This window comes from Vibrio sp. 947, from assembly GCF_033339115.1.
Taxonomy (GTDB): domain Bacteria; phylum Pseudomonadota; class Gammaproteobacteria; order Enterobacterales; family Vibrionaceae; genus Vibrio; species Vibrio alginolyticus.
In genome coordinates this window covers 272,573-289,886 of record NZ_JAWOTX010000004.1, presented here as the reverse complement: position 1 = coordinate 289,886, position 17,314 = coordinate 272,573, and the positions used below count along the sequence as shown (strand labels likewise).

Sequence of the window (17,314 nt, the reverse complement as noted above, 5' to 3'; positions counted from 1 at the left end):
TTTTTGATGCTAAGGCATGGCGAAGCGATCTAGAGAGAACGAGGAGCAGGTGTTCTGCAGATGCAGTAAATATCGATGCTTTCTACGCCAACTTCAAGTAGTAAATGACATAATTGTCGGACGGTACTGCCCGTGGTGACTACATCATCGACGATGGCAACATGGGAAGAGTGAGGGCGCTTATTGAGAATAAACGCGCCTTTTAAGTTTTGTTCACGGCTTGTTTTGGTATTACCACGCTGTGATTGGGCGAGCCTTACTCGACGAAAGACCTTCGCATCAAAATTAGTCTGCAATTGCTTGGCGAGGTGTCGGGCTAAAACATCACTTTGATTAAAACCCCGGCGCAGGTAACGCTGCCAGTGCAATGGCACACTGGTAATGATTGGAGCTGGCGTGGTGATGCGCTGTGCCAGTTGCTCGGTTAATGCTTTTACATGCCAAGACTCTCCGTGATCTTTAAAGCGTTGTACTTCCCGTGAAAGGGGAAAGTCGTAATCGCCTAACGTGTATAGCCTTTGCCATGGCGGTGGCTTTGAAAGACATTCACCACAAATACTATCCGTACTCATTTCTTCTTTCTGTAATGATAAACCGCAGCGTTGACATCGTTTTACCGGAGTTAGGTATTTTAAACAGTGCTCGCACCAGCGCAGAGTATTTGTGTGGCTTGGTGTTTGAATAGGGAACCGACACAGGCCGCATTGACTGCTCAATACGCGATGCATGATGTTTTGCCAGTGATGAGATAACATAGCGTTTATTCATGGTGATATTTTACTCAGCCTAACGCTTGGCTGAAGCCGTAGGGAATAAAATAAGTGGGAGAGATTGAGAGCATGAGCACGAAATTATACTGGCAGTCATTTGGTCAAGGACCAGATTTGGTGTTGCTTCATGGATGGGGCATGAATGGTGCGGTATGGCAGCAGACAGTCGAGTCTCTTCAACCTTATTTCCGAGTTCATGTGGTTGACCTTCCGGGGTACGGGCATAGCGCCGAATCTCATGCCGAAGATTTAGACCATATTGCTAACTTGGTGGTGCAAGGTGCGCCAGAGAAAGCGATTTGGCTTGGTTGGTCCCTCGGAGGTTTAGTGGCGACGCATGTGGCATTAAATATGCCCGAGCGCGTGGCTAAGTTGATTACGGTTGCCAGCTCACCAAAATTTGCAGCAGAAAAACCGTGGCGCGGCATTCAACCGAATGTACTGAGTGCGTTCACCTCTCAGTTGCTAGAAGATTTCTCACTGACCATTGAGCGCTTTATGGCGTTGCAAGCGATGGGCAGCCCATCAGCGCGTAAAGACGTTAAACAGCTCAAGCAAGCGATACTATCGCGCCCTCAGCCAAACCCTGAATCGCTGTTGGTTGGGCTAAACATCCTTGCTGATGTGGATCTGCGCGATGCGTTGACGTCTCTTTCTGTTCCAATGTTGCGTCTTTATGGCCGTTTAGATGGGTTGGTGCCAATTAAAGTAGCTAACGATTTAAGTGAACAGTTGCCTCATACCCAGCAGTTTGTTTTTAATCAGTCCTCTCATGCGCCTTTTATCACCGAACATGACGAATTTTGTGTTCAAATCCGAGAGTTTGCTCACGATTGAGCAAGTGCGAGCGGAAACACCTCAAGTTGTTTAAAAAGTGGTCGATATAAAGGCTGGTGAGGTTTTATTAGCCAATAAAGCTAAGCCATATTGACGAGTTGGGCGACTCTGAGGAGGGTTCGCAATGATTGTGTCACCGACCAACGTAAGTGTGCCACTGATCGCCCCATCCGTGAATGTGCAGACGGAACAAGCAGCTCGCGACAATAAAGTCCGAGAGCCTGTAACGCCAACGGTCGCATTGGCCAAAACCAATGCAGAGCGAAAAGTAAAAGGTGATGACAAGCGCCGACGTCAGTCTTCTTGGGATCCTTCAGAGCATCCTGATTATGATATGGAAACGGAAGTCGACACGCGTTATCAAGAAGAGCCGGAAGATACACTAGAACGGCTTTTTAGTTTGCTTGCGCTCAAATCGTATAGTGAAGACCAGGGGAAAGGCTACGCGATCCGCTTTCGCTTACCAAAGCGCATTTTGGATGCTGCGATCAATGAAGGATTAATGGAAAAGCGCAGGAAGGTGATCAAGTTTCATTATGGTCATGCAGTCGCTCCCCATACCCCGTCAGAAGTGATAGCAGTATTATGACGACTCAATATCCTACTCAAACAAAAACGCTCCAAGCAGGTTGACTGATTGGAGCGTTTTCTTTTTAGTTATGAAAGCTCGTTAGCGGTGAAGCCTAGGTAAGGTTACTTTTTCGCTTTAGCAAACGCAGCAGCAAACGCACCGCCCATCGCGCTGTTCGATGACGAATCATCACGGCGAGGCTGACGACGCTGCGGTTGGTCATTACGACGCGGCGCTGCTGATGAGCGTTGGCTACGGTTGTCTTGACCCGGTTCGTCGTTCATACGCATCGATAGACCAATACGCTTACGCTGCACGTCAACTTCCATCACTTTCACTTTGACGATGTCGCCCGCTTTCACCACTTCACGTGGGTCAGACACATAACGATCTGTCAGTGCAGAAATATGCACAAGACCATCTTGGTGAACGCCGATATCAACGAAGGCACCGAAGTTGGCTACGTTAGACACCACGCCTTCTAGAATCATGCCCGGTTCCAAGTCAGATACCGAGTTTACACCTTCTGCAAACGTCGCCGTTTTGAATTCTGGACGTGGGTCACGACCCGGCTTATCCAGCTCTTTGATGATGTCTGTAATGGTTGGAACGCCGAAGTTATCGTCGGTGTAATCGACCGCATGCAGACCTTTAAGGAAGCTTGAATCACCAATCAGTGCTTTGATATCTTTGTTGTTCTTCTCAGAAATCGCTTTGACCACTGGGTACGCTTCTGGGTGAACCGCAGACGCATCAAGTGGGTTCTTACCATCCATAATACGCAGGAAGCCCGCACACTGCTCGAACGCCTTAGGACCTAAACGAGGTACTTTCTTCAAGGTTGTACGTGCTTCGAAGCGGCCGTTCTCATCGCGGAAGTCGACAATGTTCTGCGCGATGGTGCTTGATAAGCCTGCTACGCGCGTCAGTAGCGCCGCAGAAGCAGTGTTCACATCAACACCAACCGCGTTTACACAGTCTTCCACAATCGCATCTAGGCGTTTTGCCAACATAGATTGGCTTACATCGTGCTGGTATTGACCCACACCAATAGATTTCGGATCAATTTTCACGAGTTCAGCCAATGGATCTTGCAAACGACGAGCAATCGACACTGCACCACGCAGAGACACGTCCATATTCGGGAACTCTTTTGCTGCAAGCTCAGACGCTGAGTAAACCGATGCACCCGCTTCACTTACGATGATCTTCTGAACTTTCAGGTTGCCACGTTTGATGACGTCTGCGACAAAGCTGTCGGTTTCACGTGAAGCCGTACCGTTACCAATCGCAATCAAATCCACGTTGTACTTACGCACCAACTGATCAACGATTTGTGCTGACTTGTCGTATTGTTTTTGTGGTGGGTGAGGGTAGATGGTTTCGGTTGCAAGCACTTTACCTGTTGAGTCGACAACCGCGATTTTTGAACCTGTACGCAGACCCGGATCTAGACCAAGTGTTGCACGAGGGCCAGCCGGAGCTGCCATCAACAAGTCTTTTAGGTTAGTGGCGAATACTTCAATCGCTTCGATTTCAGCGCGCTCTTTCATTGCGCCCATTAGCTCGGTTTCCATGTGCATCGATACTTTGATGCGCCATGCCCAGCTGATCACTTGCTTACGCCAGGTATCCGCCGGTGCGCTGCTTAGCGTCACGCCATAATGGTCGGCGATAATCGTTTCGCAGTAAGACTGACGAGCACCTTCTTCCTGTTCTGGATCGGCATTCATTGCCAATATCAGGAAGCCTTCGTTACGGCCACGCAACATCGCCAGTGCGCGGTGCGATGGCACTTTGCTTAGGGGCTCGTTGTGGTTGAAGTAATCTTTAAACTTCTCGCCTTCTTGCTCTTTGCCTTCAACGACTCGTGAGACCAGTTCCGCATTGCGATTTAAGTGGTTGCGAATTTTTTCCAGTAAGTTTGCGTCTTCTGCGATGCGCTCCATGATGATCGCGCGAGCGCCATCCAATGCAGCTTTGGTGTCTGCGATGCCTTTGTCTGCATCAAGGTATTTGCTTGCTTCGCTTTCTGGCTCGGTTTGTGGATTATTCCAAAGTTGATCTGCGAGTGGCTCAAGACCAGCCTCAATCGCGATCTGACCTTTCGTACGACGCTTGGGTTTGTAAGGTAGGTATAAGTCTTCAAGACGAGTTTTGCTGTCTGCCTGCGCGATCTCTTGTTCTAGCTCTGGCGTCAGTTTGCCTTGCTCTTGGATTGATTTGAGGATGGTTTGACGGCGATCATCCATTTCACGAAGGTAAGACAGACGGCTGTCCAAAGTACGCAGCTGGGTATCATCAAGGCCCCCCGTCACCTCTTTGCGGTAACGTGCAATAAAAGGGACAGTGTTGCCATCATCAATTAGGGTGACAGCGGCGTTGACTTGCTCTGGGCGAACATTCAGTTCTTGAGCAATCATGCGACAGATAGCTTGGCTCATCCGTGTTTTCTCTTTTAATTCAGTTTTGGTTGTATAGAACATTGGGGTCGTTCGAAGAATTTGCAATGTTTTAAATTAACGAGGCAAAAATTTACCGGGCGCTGGTGGACATCAGTCAGATTTATGTCAAAACTGTAATTAAATTGAGAACTTATATCCGCAGTTATCGACTAACCTAATTCCACGGTTGTTGATATCACTAAATGTACCTCGGCTTATACGGATAATCATGATGAAAAAAATGTCTTTGGCGTTAGCGCTTACGAGTGCCTTACTTGTCGCCCCGCTTAGTTGGGCGCAGTCTATCTCAGGAACCACACAAGCTCCCGTTTATCAGCTCGATAACAAATTGGTACTAGGGCGTGTGGAGAGCGTCTACTACAGTGACATTCCGGAACTAAAAGCGGTGCCATTTATTGGCAAGATTGATACTGGTGCAGATACGACATCGATGCATGCGGAGAATATCCATGTCAGTAGCTCACACCCAGATTACCAAGATTTGAAAGATAACGAGTTACTTTGGGCGATTGTCGATGACTTAGGTGGTACGAAGGCAAAGTGGGACGCCGACAGCTTTAAGCCATATCAAGTAAAGGTTAGCTTTACGGTTCCTCACCCTTATACAGGGAAGGAAATACAGATTACCGATGATCTGGAAAGAGTGAGCGCGATTCGCAGTCGAACAAGCAAAAAGCCCATCCTACGCCCGACAATAAAAATGCCGATGACAATCGCTGGTCACACCGTTGATACGGAAGTGAACCTGACCAAGCGTACGCAATTCTCTTCTCCTATCTTGATTGGTAAAACCTATCTCGATGATAACGCATGGGTCTTCGCTGGTTACGATTACCTTCAAGAACAGCCACGCGCAAAAATGATTGGCAAAAAAGAGACGGTTGAAGTCGAAGGTGTGCCATATAAGATCAGCATCTCAACTTCTAGCCGTTATACCAACGTCCATGCACTGGACATCAAGGTAGACAAAAAGCATAACGAAGTCTCTTTTATGTTAGAGGGCGAGAATGGCAAGCGTCATCCAATGACATTACCCTTGGTACGAATGCTGAAAACGACCAAAAGCGAGCGCCCTTTAGTCTATTTACCCGTCAAAGTCGGCGAAAATGAAACTCAACGTTGGTTGGTGTATCTGCGTGATCGCAGTAAGTTCAGTTCGCAAATTCGCTTAGGTCGGGACGTCGCGAGTCAGCACTTTGTTATTGATACGGACAGAGAAAATCTACTGGGTGGCGTAGAAAAAACGTTCAAAAGCGCACTCAAATCAAAACCTCTTGTCGTTTCACCAGAAGAACAGGTCACCATTGATGGTTATACCGTCCCTGCTTACCCCACTTTTACTGTGAAAACGCCATTACTGCGTGTAAATGGGTTTGAAGTAACAGAAAAAGGTAAGGATGAATCCGTCACGTTTTATTTAATGAACGATGAGGGGAAAGAAGAAAAAATCACCAAACCAGTGTTGAAAAAGCTCAAGGTTGGCAGCGCGGTTCGCCCTGTTGTCGAAGGAGACTTTCTTCTCGGTAGAAAAGACACATCAATGAAGTTTGCGCTCGATGTGCTTGATGAGGGTGACACTCAACCCTTTTTCGTCTTTGGTCATGACATAGCCAAGGGTGGTGTGTTGCTGAACACTCGCGCAGACCATCTACTAGATGCAAGGCCACTTTTCAAAGCTGGCCATATCGAAGTGGCTGAAGTTGAGGGGATGTCTTTCCCTGTGAAGTTAGACACGGGTGCAGATGTAAGCTCAATCAATGCTAAGAACATCAAGCAGTTTAAGAAAGACGGCAAAGACATGGTGAGCTTTACCTATGAGAACGATCTTGGCATGAAACAGGCGTTTACCAAGCCTGTTGTTGATGTCATGCGTATTAAAGCTAAGAAAGGCGAGAAAGCGAACGTACGCCCTGTGGTTGAAATGCATGTTAAGCTTGGCGAATTAGAGAAGAAGATCCGAGTCAACTTACAGGACCGAGGTCGCTTCCATTACAGCATGATTTTAGGTAAAAACTTTCTAAAACATGGCGCGGTTGTTTCGAGTGATACGAATTACATCGTGACGCAAAAACCGGATTACGAAAAGTAACACTCTGGCCGCCTTATCACCTTGATACCCAAAGCCTGAACAACATTGGATCTTTGGGTATATCATCTCCTTAATGCTGCCAAAGAGCAGCATTTTTTAGTTGAGATAGGAGTTAATTTGAAAACTAAGCTGATTACACGAGAAGGTTACAACAAACTCAAACAAGAGCATGATTACCTTTGGAATGAAAAGCGCCCGGAAATCACCAAGATCGTCACTTGGGCGGCGAGCCTAGGCGATCGCTCAGAAAATGCGGATTACACCTTCAATAAACGTTTACTCCGTCAGATCGACCGTCGTGTCCGCTTCCTTCGTAAATTCCTGCCAGAAGTCACGATCGTTGACTATTCTCCGCAACAAGAAGGCAAAGTCTTTTTTGGTGCATGGGTGGAAATAGAAAATGAGGCAGGAGAAGTGAAAAAGTTTCGTATTGTCGGGCCTGAAGAGATTTATGGCGATGCGAAAGACTACATCTCTATCGATTCACCTATGGCGCGAGCGATGTTGAAAAAACAAGTGGATGAAGAGTTCACGGTACGCACCCCAGAAGGTGAAAAAGAGTGGTTCATCAACTCAATTGAATATATTCAACCGGCCTCGGAAGACTGAGGCTTTATCACCGATTCAAGTCTCATGAAGCTCACTAGGAGTGACTTGGGTCTCAACGTCAGAATATTTGGTATAAAGGCATGGTGCCTTTCTCGGAGAAGTAAAATGAACAAAGCAGTCATGTGTAGTGCTGCACTAACAATAGGTTTCTCACTTTCAGTTTTTGCTCAAGATGAAGTGAAAGGCTGTGACGCTAAAGAGTTAGCGGTAGAGCAGCAGCTCGAGTATGCAAAAGCGCAAGGTAATGAACATCGCATTAAAGGCTTGGAGCAAGCACTTTCCGCTATCCAGAATGAATGCTCGGAAGGTGAGCTGCGGCAAGAGCTGCAAGCAGAAGTGGAAGAAAAGACTAAAGAAGTTGAGGAGCGAGAGGAAGAATTAGTCGAAGCTCAGCATTCAGGGAAAGCAGACAAAATTGAGAAAAAACGTCACAAGCTGGCTGAGGCACAGCAAGAGCTGCTTGAGGCCAAACGTGAACTGGAATGGAATTATGGTCAATAGTAGGTGCTGAAAATACCTGCTAGAGAGAGAATAACGCGCTTAAGATAAAAAGAGTAACAATTTGCTTGAGCACGTTAGGAAAAACAGTGATACATTTTCGACAATAGACGCTTCTGAAAGGATGTTTCAATGCAAGAAAATCATAAAATTTTAGTGGTTGATGACGATGCTCGTTTACGTGCTCTATTGGAGCGTTACCTTTCTGAGCAAGGTTTTCAGGTACGAAGTGTCGCCAATGGCGAACAGATGGATCGCCTACTAACGCGCGAAAACTTTCACTTAATGGTGCTAGACTTAATGTTGCCTGGTGAAGATGGCTTGTCAATTTGTCGTCGTCTACGCCACGCGAACAACATGTTGCCAATTTTAATGCTCACCGCGAAAGGTGATGAAGTGGATCGCATCGTGGGTCTTGAGGTAGGGGCGGATGATTATTTGCCAAAACCGTTTAACCCACGCGAATTGTTGGCTCGCATCAAGGCCGTATTACGCCGCCAAACTGTAGAGTTGCCGGGTGCACCAAGCACGGAAGAAAAAGTGGTGGAGTTCGGGGAGTTCCGACTCAATCTAGGCACTCGCGAGATGTTCCGCGGTGATGAGGCAATGCCACTCACCTCTGGAGAGTTTGCTGTCCTAAAGGCGCTCGTGATGAATGCGCGTGAGCCAATGTCACGAGATAAATTGATGAACATGGCGCGTGGCCGTGAATATTCTGCAATGGAACGTTCTATTGACGTACAAATCTCACGTTTACGTCGCATGTTAGAAGACGATCCGAGCAAGCCGCGCTACATTCAAACCGTATGGGGCCTAGGTTATGTTTTCGTCCCAGACGGCAAAGAGGTGTAATCTCTTCACTCCATAGCCAGCACTTGGCTATAGCAACTTCAGCCTTCATTACCTTCCCTTTGAAGGCTGAAATTTCGCGATTAGGACCACTAGGAACGTTCCATGCGCATCCGAAGTTCACTGACACAATCTATTCTGCTGTTCATCTCTTTGCTTCTCGCGAGCCAAGTTTTCTCTTACTACGCCGTTTTTAACTACGCGTTGATGCCGAGTTTGCAGCAGTTCAATAAAATTCTCGCCCATGAGCTCAATTTGGTGCTTGATGATGAAGGACCTTTAAAGTCTGATGCACCGTTAAGGCGTCAATTGTTAGAAAGATTAGGGGTGACGGTTCATAGTCTCGATAGCGATAAGGCGATTGAATTTCATCACGCAATGTCGATTGATTTGATGTCTGAAGAAATGAGCCAAGAGCTGGGTTCGCCCACAGAAGTGCGCTTATTGCTTGGCGATGAAAGTTACATTTTGTGGATGCACATCGAAAAGTTGCCGAACTCCATCATTCGTATTCCGTTATCTGAGCTGCAAGAAGAAGATTTTGCCCCGCTGTTTCGTAACAGCTTGATTATGGCGCTGCTGATCATTGCAGGTGGTTGGTTGTTTATTCGTTTGCAAAACCGTCCACTTTTGGCTTTAGAGAGAGCCGCGAAAGACGTCGGTCGAGGTGAGATCCCGCCCCCCTTAGCAGAGAAAGGCGCATCGGAGATTCGCTCTGTAACTCGAGCCTTTAATCAAATGTCGAAAGGTATTCAAGAGCTAGAAGAAGACCGAGCCTTATTAATGGCAGGGATTAGCCATGACTTACGAACACCTCTGACGCGTATTCGCCTAGCGACAGAAATGATGTCTCCTGAGGACAGCTATCTTGCGGAGGGGATCATTAGCGATACGGAAGAATGTAATGAGATCATCAGTCAGTTTATGGATTACCTCAAACCGGTGAACCAAGAATCGTTTGAAGCGGTTGATATCAGTACGATTGCCAGTGACGTCGCCAGTTCTGAAGGTGGTTATGAGGTTGAAATTGAAACAGATCTTAATCTTAACTTGCCGCCAGCCAAAGGAAGCGCGATTGCGATTAAGCGGGCGATCAGTAACTTAGTTGTGAATGCGCTACGCTATGGCAATGGCTGGGTCAAAATCAGCACTGGTGTGACAGCAGATAAGCAGCTAGTGTGGATTTCAGTAGAGGACAACGGACCGGGTATCGAGCATTCTCAAATCGCGAGGTTATTTGAACCCTTTACGCGTGGTGACACCGCTCGCGGTAGTGAAGGCACTGGGCTAGGGTTGGCGATTGTGAAGCGTATAATCAGCCAACATTCAGGCTCTGTGGTGATGCGTAATCGCAGTGAAGGCGGTTTAATCGCTCAAATCAGCTTTCCTACCAAGTAAGTCGATGGCCCGCACCCTTTAAAACAAAAAGCCCAACCTAATTAGGTTGGGCTTTTCTTATTCTCAATAATCTTAAGACTCTTTCACTTCCTGAGGAAGTTCATCTTCGTCTTCCAGTTTCTCTGGCAGAAGTAGATTTAAAATGATCGCTGTGATGCCACCTGCTGCAACACCAGTTGAGAAAATACTCTTAATAAATTCTGGCATAAATTGCAGGATCTCTGGTTTTTGTGCGATACCAAGTCCCATTGAGAAGGATAAGGCCATGATCAGAATTGCGCGGCGATCGAGCTCAACACGAGAGATAATACGCACACCAGCGGCAGCAATCGTACCAAACATGACAATCGTTGCGCCGCCAAGTACTGGCTCAGGAATCAGCTGAACAAAGCTAGCGACGCCAGGAAACAAGCCAAGAATCACTAACATGCCAGAAATAAAGTAACCCACGTAGCGGCTCGCGACTCCTGTTAGCATGATGATGCCGTTATTCTGGCTAAACGTTGAGTTCGGGAAGCTGTTGAAAACGGCTGCGATTGCGGAGTTTAAGCCGTCTGCTAACACACCGCCCTTAATGCGTTTCATGTACACTGGGCCTTTTACTGGCTCACCAGACACTTCAGATGTTGCGGTAATATCACCGATGGCCTCTAGTGCGGTAATAAAGAAAATCAGTACCAGCGGAATGAACAGAGACCAGTCAAACGATAAGCCATATTGCATTGGTACGGGCAGTGCTACGATCTCGGTTGCGCCTAGCTGAGAAGTATCTACCATCCCCATAAAATACGCCATGATGTAGCCCACTAGCATCGCAATCACGATTGAAGCCACACGGATGTATGGGTTTTTCGAGCGGTTTAAAATCACAATTAATCCAAGTACCGTTCCAGCCAGAGCAAGTTTGTCTAAGCTGCCGAAGGTTCCTTCATTTAATGCTGCGTAGCCACCGCCCATTGATACTAAGCCGACTTGAATCAGTGTGAGACCGATAAGAGTGACGACGATGCCTGAAACGAGCGGAGTGATGATTCGGCGGGCATGCTCCAATACGCGAGATAGGAAAATTTCTGCAAATGATGCGACTAAAATCGTACCAAAAATGGCAGCCATCATGGTGCTGATGTCTGCTCCACCGGCTTTCAGCGATAGGCCTGCACCAATAATAGGACCTAAAAAGTTAAAGCTGGTGCCTTGAACAGAGAGCAAACCAGAACCAATTGGGCCAACGGTGCGAATTTGAATAAACGAAGACACGCCTGACGCAAATAAAGACATGCTGATGATGGTGTTCGTTTGGTCTGCAGGTACACCCAAAGACTGACAGATGATCAGTGACGGAGTGATAACCGCGACGAACATCGCCAATAAGTGCTGAAGTGCGGCAAAAATGGTTTGAGGCAAAGGTGGTCGATCGTTGAGTTGATAGACCAGTTCCGAAGATCGGTTTGAAGTTGTCATTGTTTGTCTCGCTAGTCGCAATATTTCCCTAGTTCTCGCTGAATGGGAGAGCAGGGTGGAGTTGACGTCGTTACCTGTGATTGCTGTTAATCAGAGTCAACTCAGGTTGGTGGAGTGTGATCTAACACACTTAAAAATTTGTGCGCGATTATAGAGAGATTTACTCAAAAAGCAAACGTTTGCTTTGTTTTTGGCGTATTAAAAAACGAGCCATTTGGCTCGCTTTCAATCATTACGCTTTGGAGTAAATATCCCGCTCACCCAACCAGCGATCGATAATCGCTGTTGCGTTAGTCGGGTAATTGTCATGAATATGACGCGCAATACGCTGAACTTCGGGAATCAGGCGTTGATCTCGAACTAAGTCTGCGATTTTGAAATCAGCAAGACCTGTCTGCTTTGTACCCAATAGTTCTCCAGGGCCACGAATTTCTAGGTCTTTCTGCGCAATGACGAAGCCATCGTTACTTTCACGTAGTACTCCGAGACGTTTTTGCGCGGTTTTTGACAGCGGAGAGTGGTACAGCAGCACACAATGGCTAGCAACGGAACCTCGGCCCACGCGACCTCTTAACTGGTGTAATTGTGCCAAACCAAGACGTTCAGGGTTTTCTATGATCATCAAGCTAGAGTTTGGCACATCCACACCAACTTCAATCACTGTCGTTGCGACCAGCAAATGCAGTTTATTGTCTTTGAAATCTTGCATCACCGCTTGTTTCTCTGCCGGCTTCATTCGTCCGTGCACTAGACCAATTTTTACGTCCGGCAGTTTACGTTGAAGCTCTTCTGCGGTATCTGCCGCGGCTTGCGCTTCTAATACTTCCGACTCATCAATCAGGGTACACACCCAATATGCCTGCTTGCCTTCGTTTAAGCAGGCATTTCGGACACGCTCGACGATGTCGTCACGTTTTGTATCTGGAATGGCAACGGTTTGAATCGGCGTTCGACCCGGTGGTAGCTCGTCAATCACCGACGTTTCTAAGTCAGCATAAGCAGTCATGGCTAACGTTCGCGGAATCGGCGTTGCTGTCATGATGAGCTGATGTGGATAGGCGCCTTGTTTTGCGCCTTTTTCACGCAATTCTAATCGCTGATGGACACCGAAGCGGTGCTGTTCATCAATGATGACCAAAGCAAGGTGATGAAATTCAACGTGCTCTTGGAATAGCGCGTGAGTACCCACTACCATTTGCGCTTCACCACTGGCAATACGAGCCAGCTCGGCTTCCTTTGCCTTACCTTTGAGTTTGCCCGCTAACCAACCGACTTGAATGCCCATGGTTTCAAACCAGTTTGCGAAGTTGATAGCGTGTTGCTCGGCCAATAGTTCGGTTGGCGCCATGAGTGCCACCTGATGGCCATGCTCAATGGCTCTAACTGCGGCCAAAGCGGCAACCAACGTTTTCCCCGAACCAACATCGCCTTGCACTAATCGCATCATTGGGTGCGGTTTTTCTAGATCGGCTTCAATCTCTTGTACGACTCGGGTTTGAGCGTTTGTAGGAGAGAAAGGCAGTTGGGCTAAAAGCTGCGTTTTTAGTTTATTACAAGGACCGAGAGGTAACGCTGAATCCTTCTGGCCTTTGCTACGCACCGCCAGCATCGATAAGTTTTGTGCGAGCAACTCTTCCATGATCAAGCGGATTTGAGCAGGATGTTTGCCTTCGTCAAACTCATCTAAATTAATGGTTGGTGGTGGGCGATGAATGGTGTGCAGCGCTTGCGACATCGTGATTTGATGGTTATACAGCCCGGCTGGAAGTAATTCCTGCACTGCGGTTTTATCAAGCAGGGCTAAAGCTTGTTCGGTAAGGTTGCGTAATGTGATTTGGCGTAAACCATCGGTGGTGGGATAAACAGGGGTTAAGCTCTGTTCTACATCGGGCTTTTGCTCGCTGACGTAAAACTTGTAGTCAGGATGAACAATTTCCAAACCCATGCCACCGCGCTTAATTTCACCGTAAGCATGTACTAACTTACCTTGCGTGAAATTGTTCTTCATGGCTGCGGTAAAGTTGAAAAAGCGCAGCGTGATAGTGCCATTACCGTCGCTGATTTTTACCGTTAGCATTTTGCGCTTACCGAAGATGGTGTCGACTGCCATGACCTTACCTTGCACTGCCGCCCAAAGGCCAGCATGCAGTTTGGCAATAGGGTAAATACGAGTACGATCTTCGTAGCGTAACGGAAGGTGAAACAGCAAATCTTGAACGCTATGTAAGCCAACTTTGGCGAGTTTTTCTGCGACTTTCGCGCCAACTCCAGAAAGGGAGGTTAATGGGACGGCAGATAACATTTGGGCGGACATAGAGGGCTCAAGAAAATGGTTAACATAGCAGTATGTTAACCATGGAGCTGTGTTTTTGTACAGGAAAAAATAGTCATGCTTTAGTTAGTGTCATGATTTGACTGATAACCTATCATTCCGAGGAGCTTTAGCGACATCAGGATTCTATTTCCAACAAGTATGTCGCTGAAGTTAACACTATCAGCATCTGTATATTTGAGAATTAGATCCTGAACCACGCTCCTTCGCCGCCGTTCAGGATGACGAAAGTCTGTTACTTGCTTTGCATCTCTTGCCACCACGCGTCATCGGCGATGATTTGACCTTCTTCATCGAGTGGTGGGTAAACGAGCCCTTTTCGTTTCGCGACCTTTGCCAGCACTGGGTGACCACGTTCAAAGAGAATACGGTTGATTGTCTCTTTAGGCAGAGCGCTTTCTTCTCGGTCGTACATGCCTGCGGCTTCACGTTGACGTTGCGCTTCATACAAAATTACGGCACTGGCAACCGATACGTTTAGTGACTGCACCATGCCCACCATCGGGATAATAATGTCTTGATCAGCAAGCTGTTTGGCTTGCTCTGAAGCGCCAACCTTTTCGCTGCCTAAAATGATTGCCGTTGGTTTGGTGTAGTCGATCTCGCGAAAATCGACGGCGGTGTCCGAAAGATTGGTCACCAAAACCTGCATACCTTGCGCTTTGAGTTCGGTAATCGCAGTTTCAATCGAATCGTGAGTATCCACTTCAACCCAGTTACGCGCGCCAGCTGAGGTATGGCTCAGCGTACGCATTTTGTCAGGCCAAATTGCGTGAACTTTGTGTAAGCCTGTCGCGTCAGCGGTGCGGATCACGGCAGAGACGTTGTTTGGCTTATGTACTTCTTCGAGACAAAGTGTCAGATCAGTTTGGCGAGTTTTTAGGACTTGGTGAATACGGTTGTAACGTTCTAGGTTCATATTTATTGAGGTATAAAAAATCGCCACCTAACAGAGTAGGTGGCGATAGAGGTTAGTTCTTTCTGCGTCTGACTCGGGTTGCTTGAGGCATTGCCTTAATCTTACGCATGATACCAGCAAGGTGGACACGATCTTTCGTCGTCAACAGCACAGTCACAGTGTATAAACGACCATCACGTTCTTCCGTTGAAAGGCCATGAATGTTTGATCCTGTTTTCGAGATCACGTTGGTCAGTTCTGCAAGAGCACCTTGGTTGTTAAGCATGTCGACTTTAAGTTCAGCAATGAACTCTTTATCGTAGTCTTCAGACCAAGCGACAGCCATATAACGGTCTGGCTCTTTCTGATAACCACGAACGTTCGGACATGTTTCTCGGTGAACAACCAAACCACGACCAGGCGATACGTGAGCAATAATGTGATCATCTGGGATAGGATGACAACAATTTGCAAACGTCAGCAATAAGCCTTCTGCGCCACGAATCGGAAGCTTCTTCTTCGAGTCCGTTGGGATTGAGCTTGTTGTCGTGAGCTCTTCGGTGTCACCAAGGAGCCGACGTGCGATCACAATGCTCATCAACTCACCCAATCCAATAGCAGCCAATAAATCATCAATGCTTTCTAGGCGAAGATCATTCAAGACTTCTTGGATATTTTCTGGATAAATTGAATCAATCGAGTGACGGCCAAGTGCGTGATTAAGTAGGCGACGACCTAAAGTAATCGACTCTTCACGACGCATCGTTTTCAGTACTTGTCGAATCTTAGTGCGGGCACGAGAAGTCACGACATAGTTTAGCCATGCCGCATTCGGACGCGCACCAGGGGCACTGATAATTTCCACCGTCTGACCGTTTTTCAATGCCTTACTCAATGGGTAAGGGTTACGATCAACACGAGCACCAACACAAGAGTTGCCTACATCGGTATGTACGGCATAGGCAAAGTCGACAGCCGTTGCGCCTAAAGGTAATTCAACGATACGACCTTTTGGTGTGAAGACGTAAATCTCATCTGGGAAAAGATCGGATTTTACGTTTTCAATGAATTCGAATGAGTTACCCGCGCTTTGTTGTAGCTCTAACAGGCTTTGCATCCAACGCTGAGCTTTCACTTGCGCAGTGGTGCCAGACTTGTCGCCTTTGTCTTTATAAGACCAGTGTGCTGCGACACCTTTGTCCGCCATTTGATCCATATCTTCAGTACGGATCTGAACTTCAACAGGTACGCCGTGTGGGCCAACCATGGAAGTGTGTAGCGATTGATAGCCGTTCGCCTTTGGTACCGCGATGTAATCTTTCATGCGACCAGGACGTGGCTTATACAAACTGTGTACTTGGCCTAAAACGCGATAACAAGTATCAGCGGTATCAACAACGACTCGGAACGCATAGATATCCATGATGGTGTGAAAGCGCTGTTCTTTGGTTTTCATCTTGTTATAGATAGAGAACAGGTTTTTCTCACGACCAACGACGCGAGCATTCAAGCCGAAATCTTGCAGACGGCCTTCTATTTCGCTGTGAATGCGTTGGATCATCTCTTTACGATTACCACGTGCGGCTTTAACCACTTCTTTCAGTACGCGGTAGCGGTTGGGATATAGCGCCTCAAAGCCCAACTCTTCGAGTTCGGTTTTGATATTGTGAATACCAAGACGATGAGCGAGGGGCGCGTAAATTTCTAACGTTTCACGAGCAATACGACGCTTTTTATCTGGTCGAAGCGCGCCAAGCGTACGCATGTTGTGCGTGCGGTCAGCCAGTTTGATCAGAATGACGCGGATATCTTGCACCATGGCCAGAACCATCTTACGAAAGTTCTCAGCCTGAGCCTCTTTCCTATCGCGGAATTTGAGTTTGTCCAGTTTAGATACACCATCAACCAATTCTGCGACAGTGTTGCCGAATTTCTCTTCGAGATCTTCTTTAGTTACATCACAGTCTTCAATGACGTCATGCAGCAAAGCAGCTTGGAGGGTTTCGATATCAAGGCGCATTTCGGCCAAGATACGAGCCACAGCGACAGGGTGGATGATGTATGGTTCACCGCTAGAGCGGGTTTGCCCTTCATGGGCATCTCTCGCTACCACATAAGATTGACGCAGAGCCTCAATCTGAGGCTCTGTTAGGTATTCTTGGGCAACGTCTTTGAGGCTATCGAATAGATACAAATTATAGGCCCGGGAGGTTGTTGAATTCTAAAGTCAGAATTAACGGTTGTGAGCGATGCTGCTTACTGCCGCTAGCTCTGCCGCTTCTTGCTCTTGCTGTTCTTGACGTTCACGAGCGTCTAGAACTTCTTTAGTAATTAAACCTTCTTCGATTTCGCGTAGAGCGATAACCGTTGGCTTATCGTTCTCTTCTGGCACTAGTGCATCTTTACCGCCAGTTTGCATTTGACGAGCGCGGCGAGCCGCAATCAGTACTAGGTCGAAACGGTTGCCAACTTTTTCAACAGCGTCTTGAACAGTTACGCGTGCCATGAGGACTCCAAATAGTTAACTAAAATTTTAG

14 protein-coding genes are annotated in these 17,314 nt (G+C 47.3%); 7 read left to right on the top strand and 7 right to left on the bottom strand.

Features of this window, described 5'->3' with window-relative positions:
• Positions 1-29: 29 nt before the first annotated feature.
• Positions 30-755, bottom strand: coding sequence for an amidophosphoribosyltransferase (locus tag R7Q39_RS07435; protein ID WP_033905914.1), 726 nt, complete (start codon positions 753-755; stop codon positions 30-32).
• 84 nt (positions 756-839) lie between these two features.
• Here R7Q39_RS07435 and bioH point away from each other — a divergent pair, with 84 nt between their 5' ends.
• Positions 840-1,607, top strand: coding sequence for a pimeloyl-ACP methyl ester esterase BioH (bioH, locus tag R7Q39_RS07430; RefSeq protein ID WP_318075969.1), 768 nt, complete (start codon positions 840-842; stop codon positions 1,605-1,607).
• A gap of 124 nt (positions 1,608-1,731) precedes the next feature.
• Complete coding sequence (locus tag R7Q39_RS07425) at positions 1,732-2,196, top strand: hypothetical protein (RefSeq protein ID WP_005379316.1); 465 nt, start codon at positions 1,732-1,734, stop codon at positions 2,194-2,196.
• Positions 2,197-2,300: 104 nt separating this feature from the next.
• Here the strand turns inward: R7Q39_RS07425 and R7Q39_RS07420 are convergent, their stop codons facing one another.
• Entirely contained in the window at positions 2,301-4,622 is a 2,322-nt protein-coding gene (locus R7Q39_RS07420) for a Tex family protein (protein ID WP_318075968.1), read from the bottom strand.
• Between the two features lie 229 nt (positions 4,623-4,851).
• Here R7Q39_RS07420 and R7Q39_RS07415 point away from each other — a divergent pair, with 229 nt between their 5' ends.
• The 5 genes from R7Q39_RS07415 to envZ all read left to right on the top strand — a co-directional run bounded on the left by R7Q39_RS07415 (position 4,852) and on the right by envZ (position 10,086).
• The gene (locus R7Q39_RS07415) at positions 4,852-6,732 is read left to right on the top strand and encodes an ATP-dependent zinc protease (protein WP_086013892.1); all 1,881 of its coding nucleotides are present in this window, start codon (positions 4,852-4,854) and stop codon (positions 6,730-6,732) included.
• Between the two features lie 117 nt (positions 6,733-6,849).
• Positions 6,850-7,341, top strand: coding sequence for a transcription elongation factor GreB (gene greB, locus R7Q39_RS07410; RefSeq protein WP_053307281.1), 492 nt, complete (start codon positions 6,850-6,852; stop codon positions 7,339-7,341).
• A 105-nt stretch (positions 7,342-7,446) separates the two neighbouring features.
• Positions 7,447-7,842 carry a DUF1090 domain-containing protein gene (locus R7Q39_RS07405; protein ID WP_017635004.1) on the top strand — a complete coding sequence of 132 codons (396 nt, stop codon included), beginning with the start codon at positions 7,447-7,449 and terminating at the stop codon, positions 7,840-7,842.
• A gap of 129 nt (positions 7,843-7,971) precedes the next feature.
• Positions 7,972-8,691 (top strand): two-component system response regulator OmpR, encoded by a 720-nt coding sequence (ompR, locus tag R7Q39_RS07400; RefSeq protein ID WP_005379333.1) that lies wholly within the window; start codon positions 7,972-7,974, stop codon positions 8,689-8,691.
• Between the two features lie 102 nt (positions 8,692-8,793).
• Positions 8,794-10,086: a two-component system sensor histidine kinase EnvZ gene (gene envZ / locus R7Q39_RS07395; RefSeq protein ID WP_017820700.1), complete on the top strand. Its 1,293-nt coding sequence runs from the start codon at positions 8,794-8,796 to the stop codon at positions 10,084-10,086.
• 72 nt (positions 10,087-10,158) lie between these two features.
• Here the strand turns inward: envZ and R7Q39_RS07390 are convergent, their stop codons facing one another.
• From R7Q39_RS07390 to rpoZ, 5 genes are all read right to left on the bottom strand, one after another.
• A complete protein-coding gene (locus tag R7Q39_RS07390; protein WP_005379335.1) occupies positions 10,159-11,547 on the bottom strand; it encodes a uracil-xanthine permease family protein in 1,389 nt (462 codons plus the stop codon).
• Between the two features lie 232 nt (positions 11,548-11,779).
• Positions 11,780-13,861, bottom strand: a complete 2,082-nt coding sequence (recG, locus tag R7Q39_RS07385) for an ATP-dependent DNA helicase RecG (RefSeq protein ID WP_318075967.1) — start codon at positions 13,859-13,861, stop codon at positions 11,780-11,782.
• A 253-nt stretch (positions 13,862-14,114) separates the two neighbouring features.
• Entirely contained in the window at positions 14,115-14,798 is a 684-nt protein-coding gene (gene trmH, locus R7Q39_RS07380) for a tRNA (guanosine(18)-2'-O)-methyltransferase TrmH (protein ID WP_017820702.1), read from the bottom strand.
• Positions 14,799-14,850: 52 nt separating this feature from the next.
• Positions 14,851-16,971, bottom strand: coding sequence for a bifunctional GTP diphosphokinase/guanosine-3',5'-bis pyrophosphate 3'-pyrophosphohydrolase (gene spoT, locus R7Q39_RS07375; protein ID WP_005379340.1), 2,121 nt, complete (start codon positions 16,969-16,971; stop codon positions 14,851-14,853).
• A gap of 39 nt (positions 16,972-17,010) precedes the next feature.
• Entirely contained in the window at positions 17,011-17,283 is a 273-nt protein-coding gene (gene rpoZ / locus R7Q39_RS07370) for a DNA-directed RNA polymerase subunit omega (RefSeq protein WP_005379346.1), read from the bottom strand.
• Positions 17,284-17,314 lie beyond the last annotated feature (31 nt).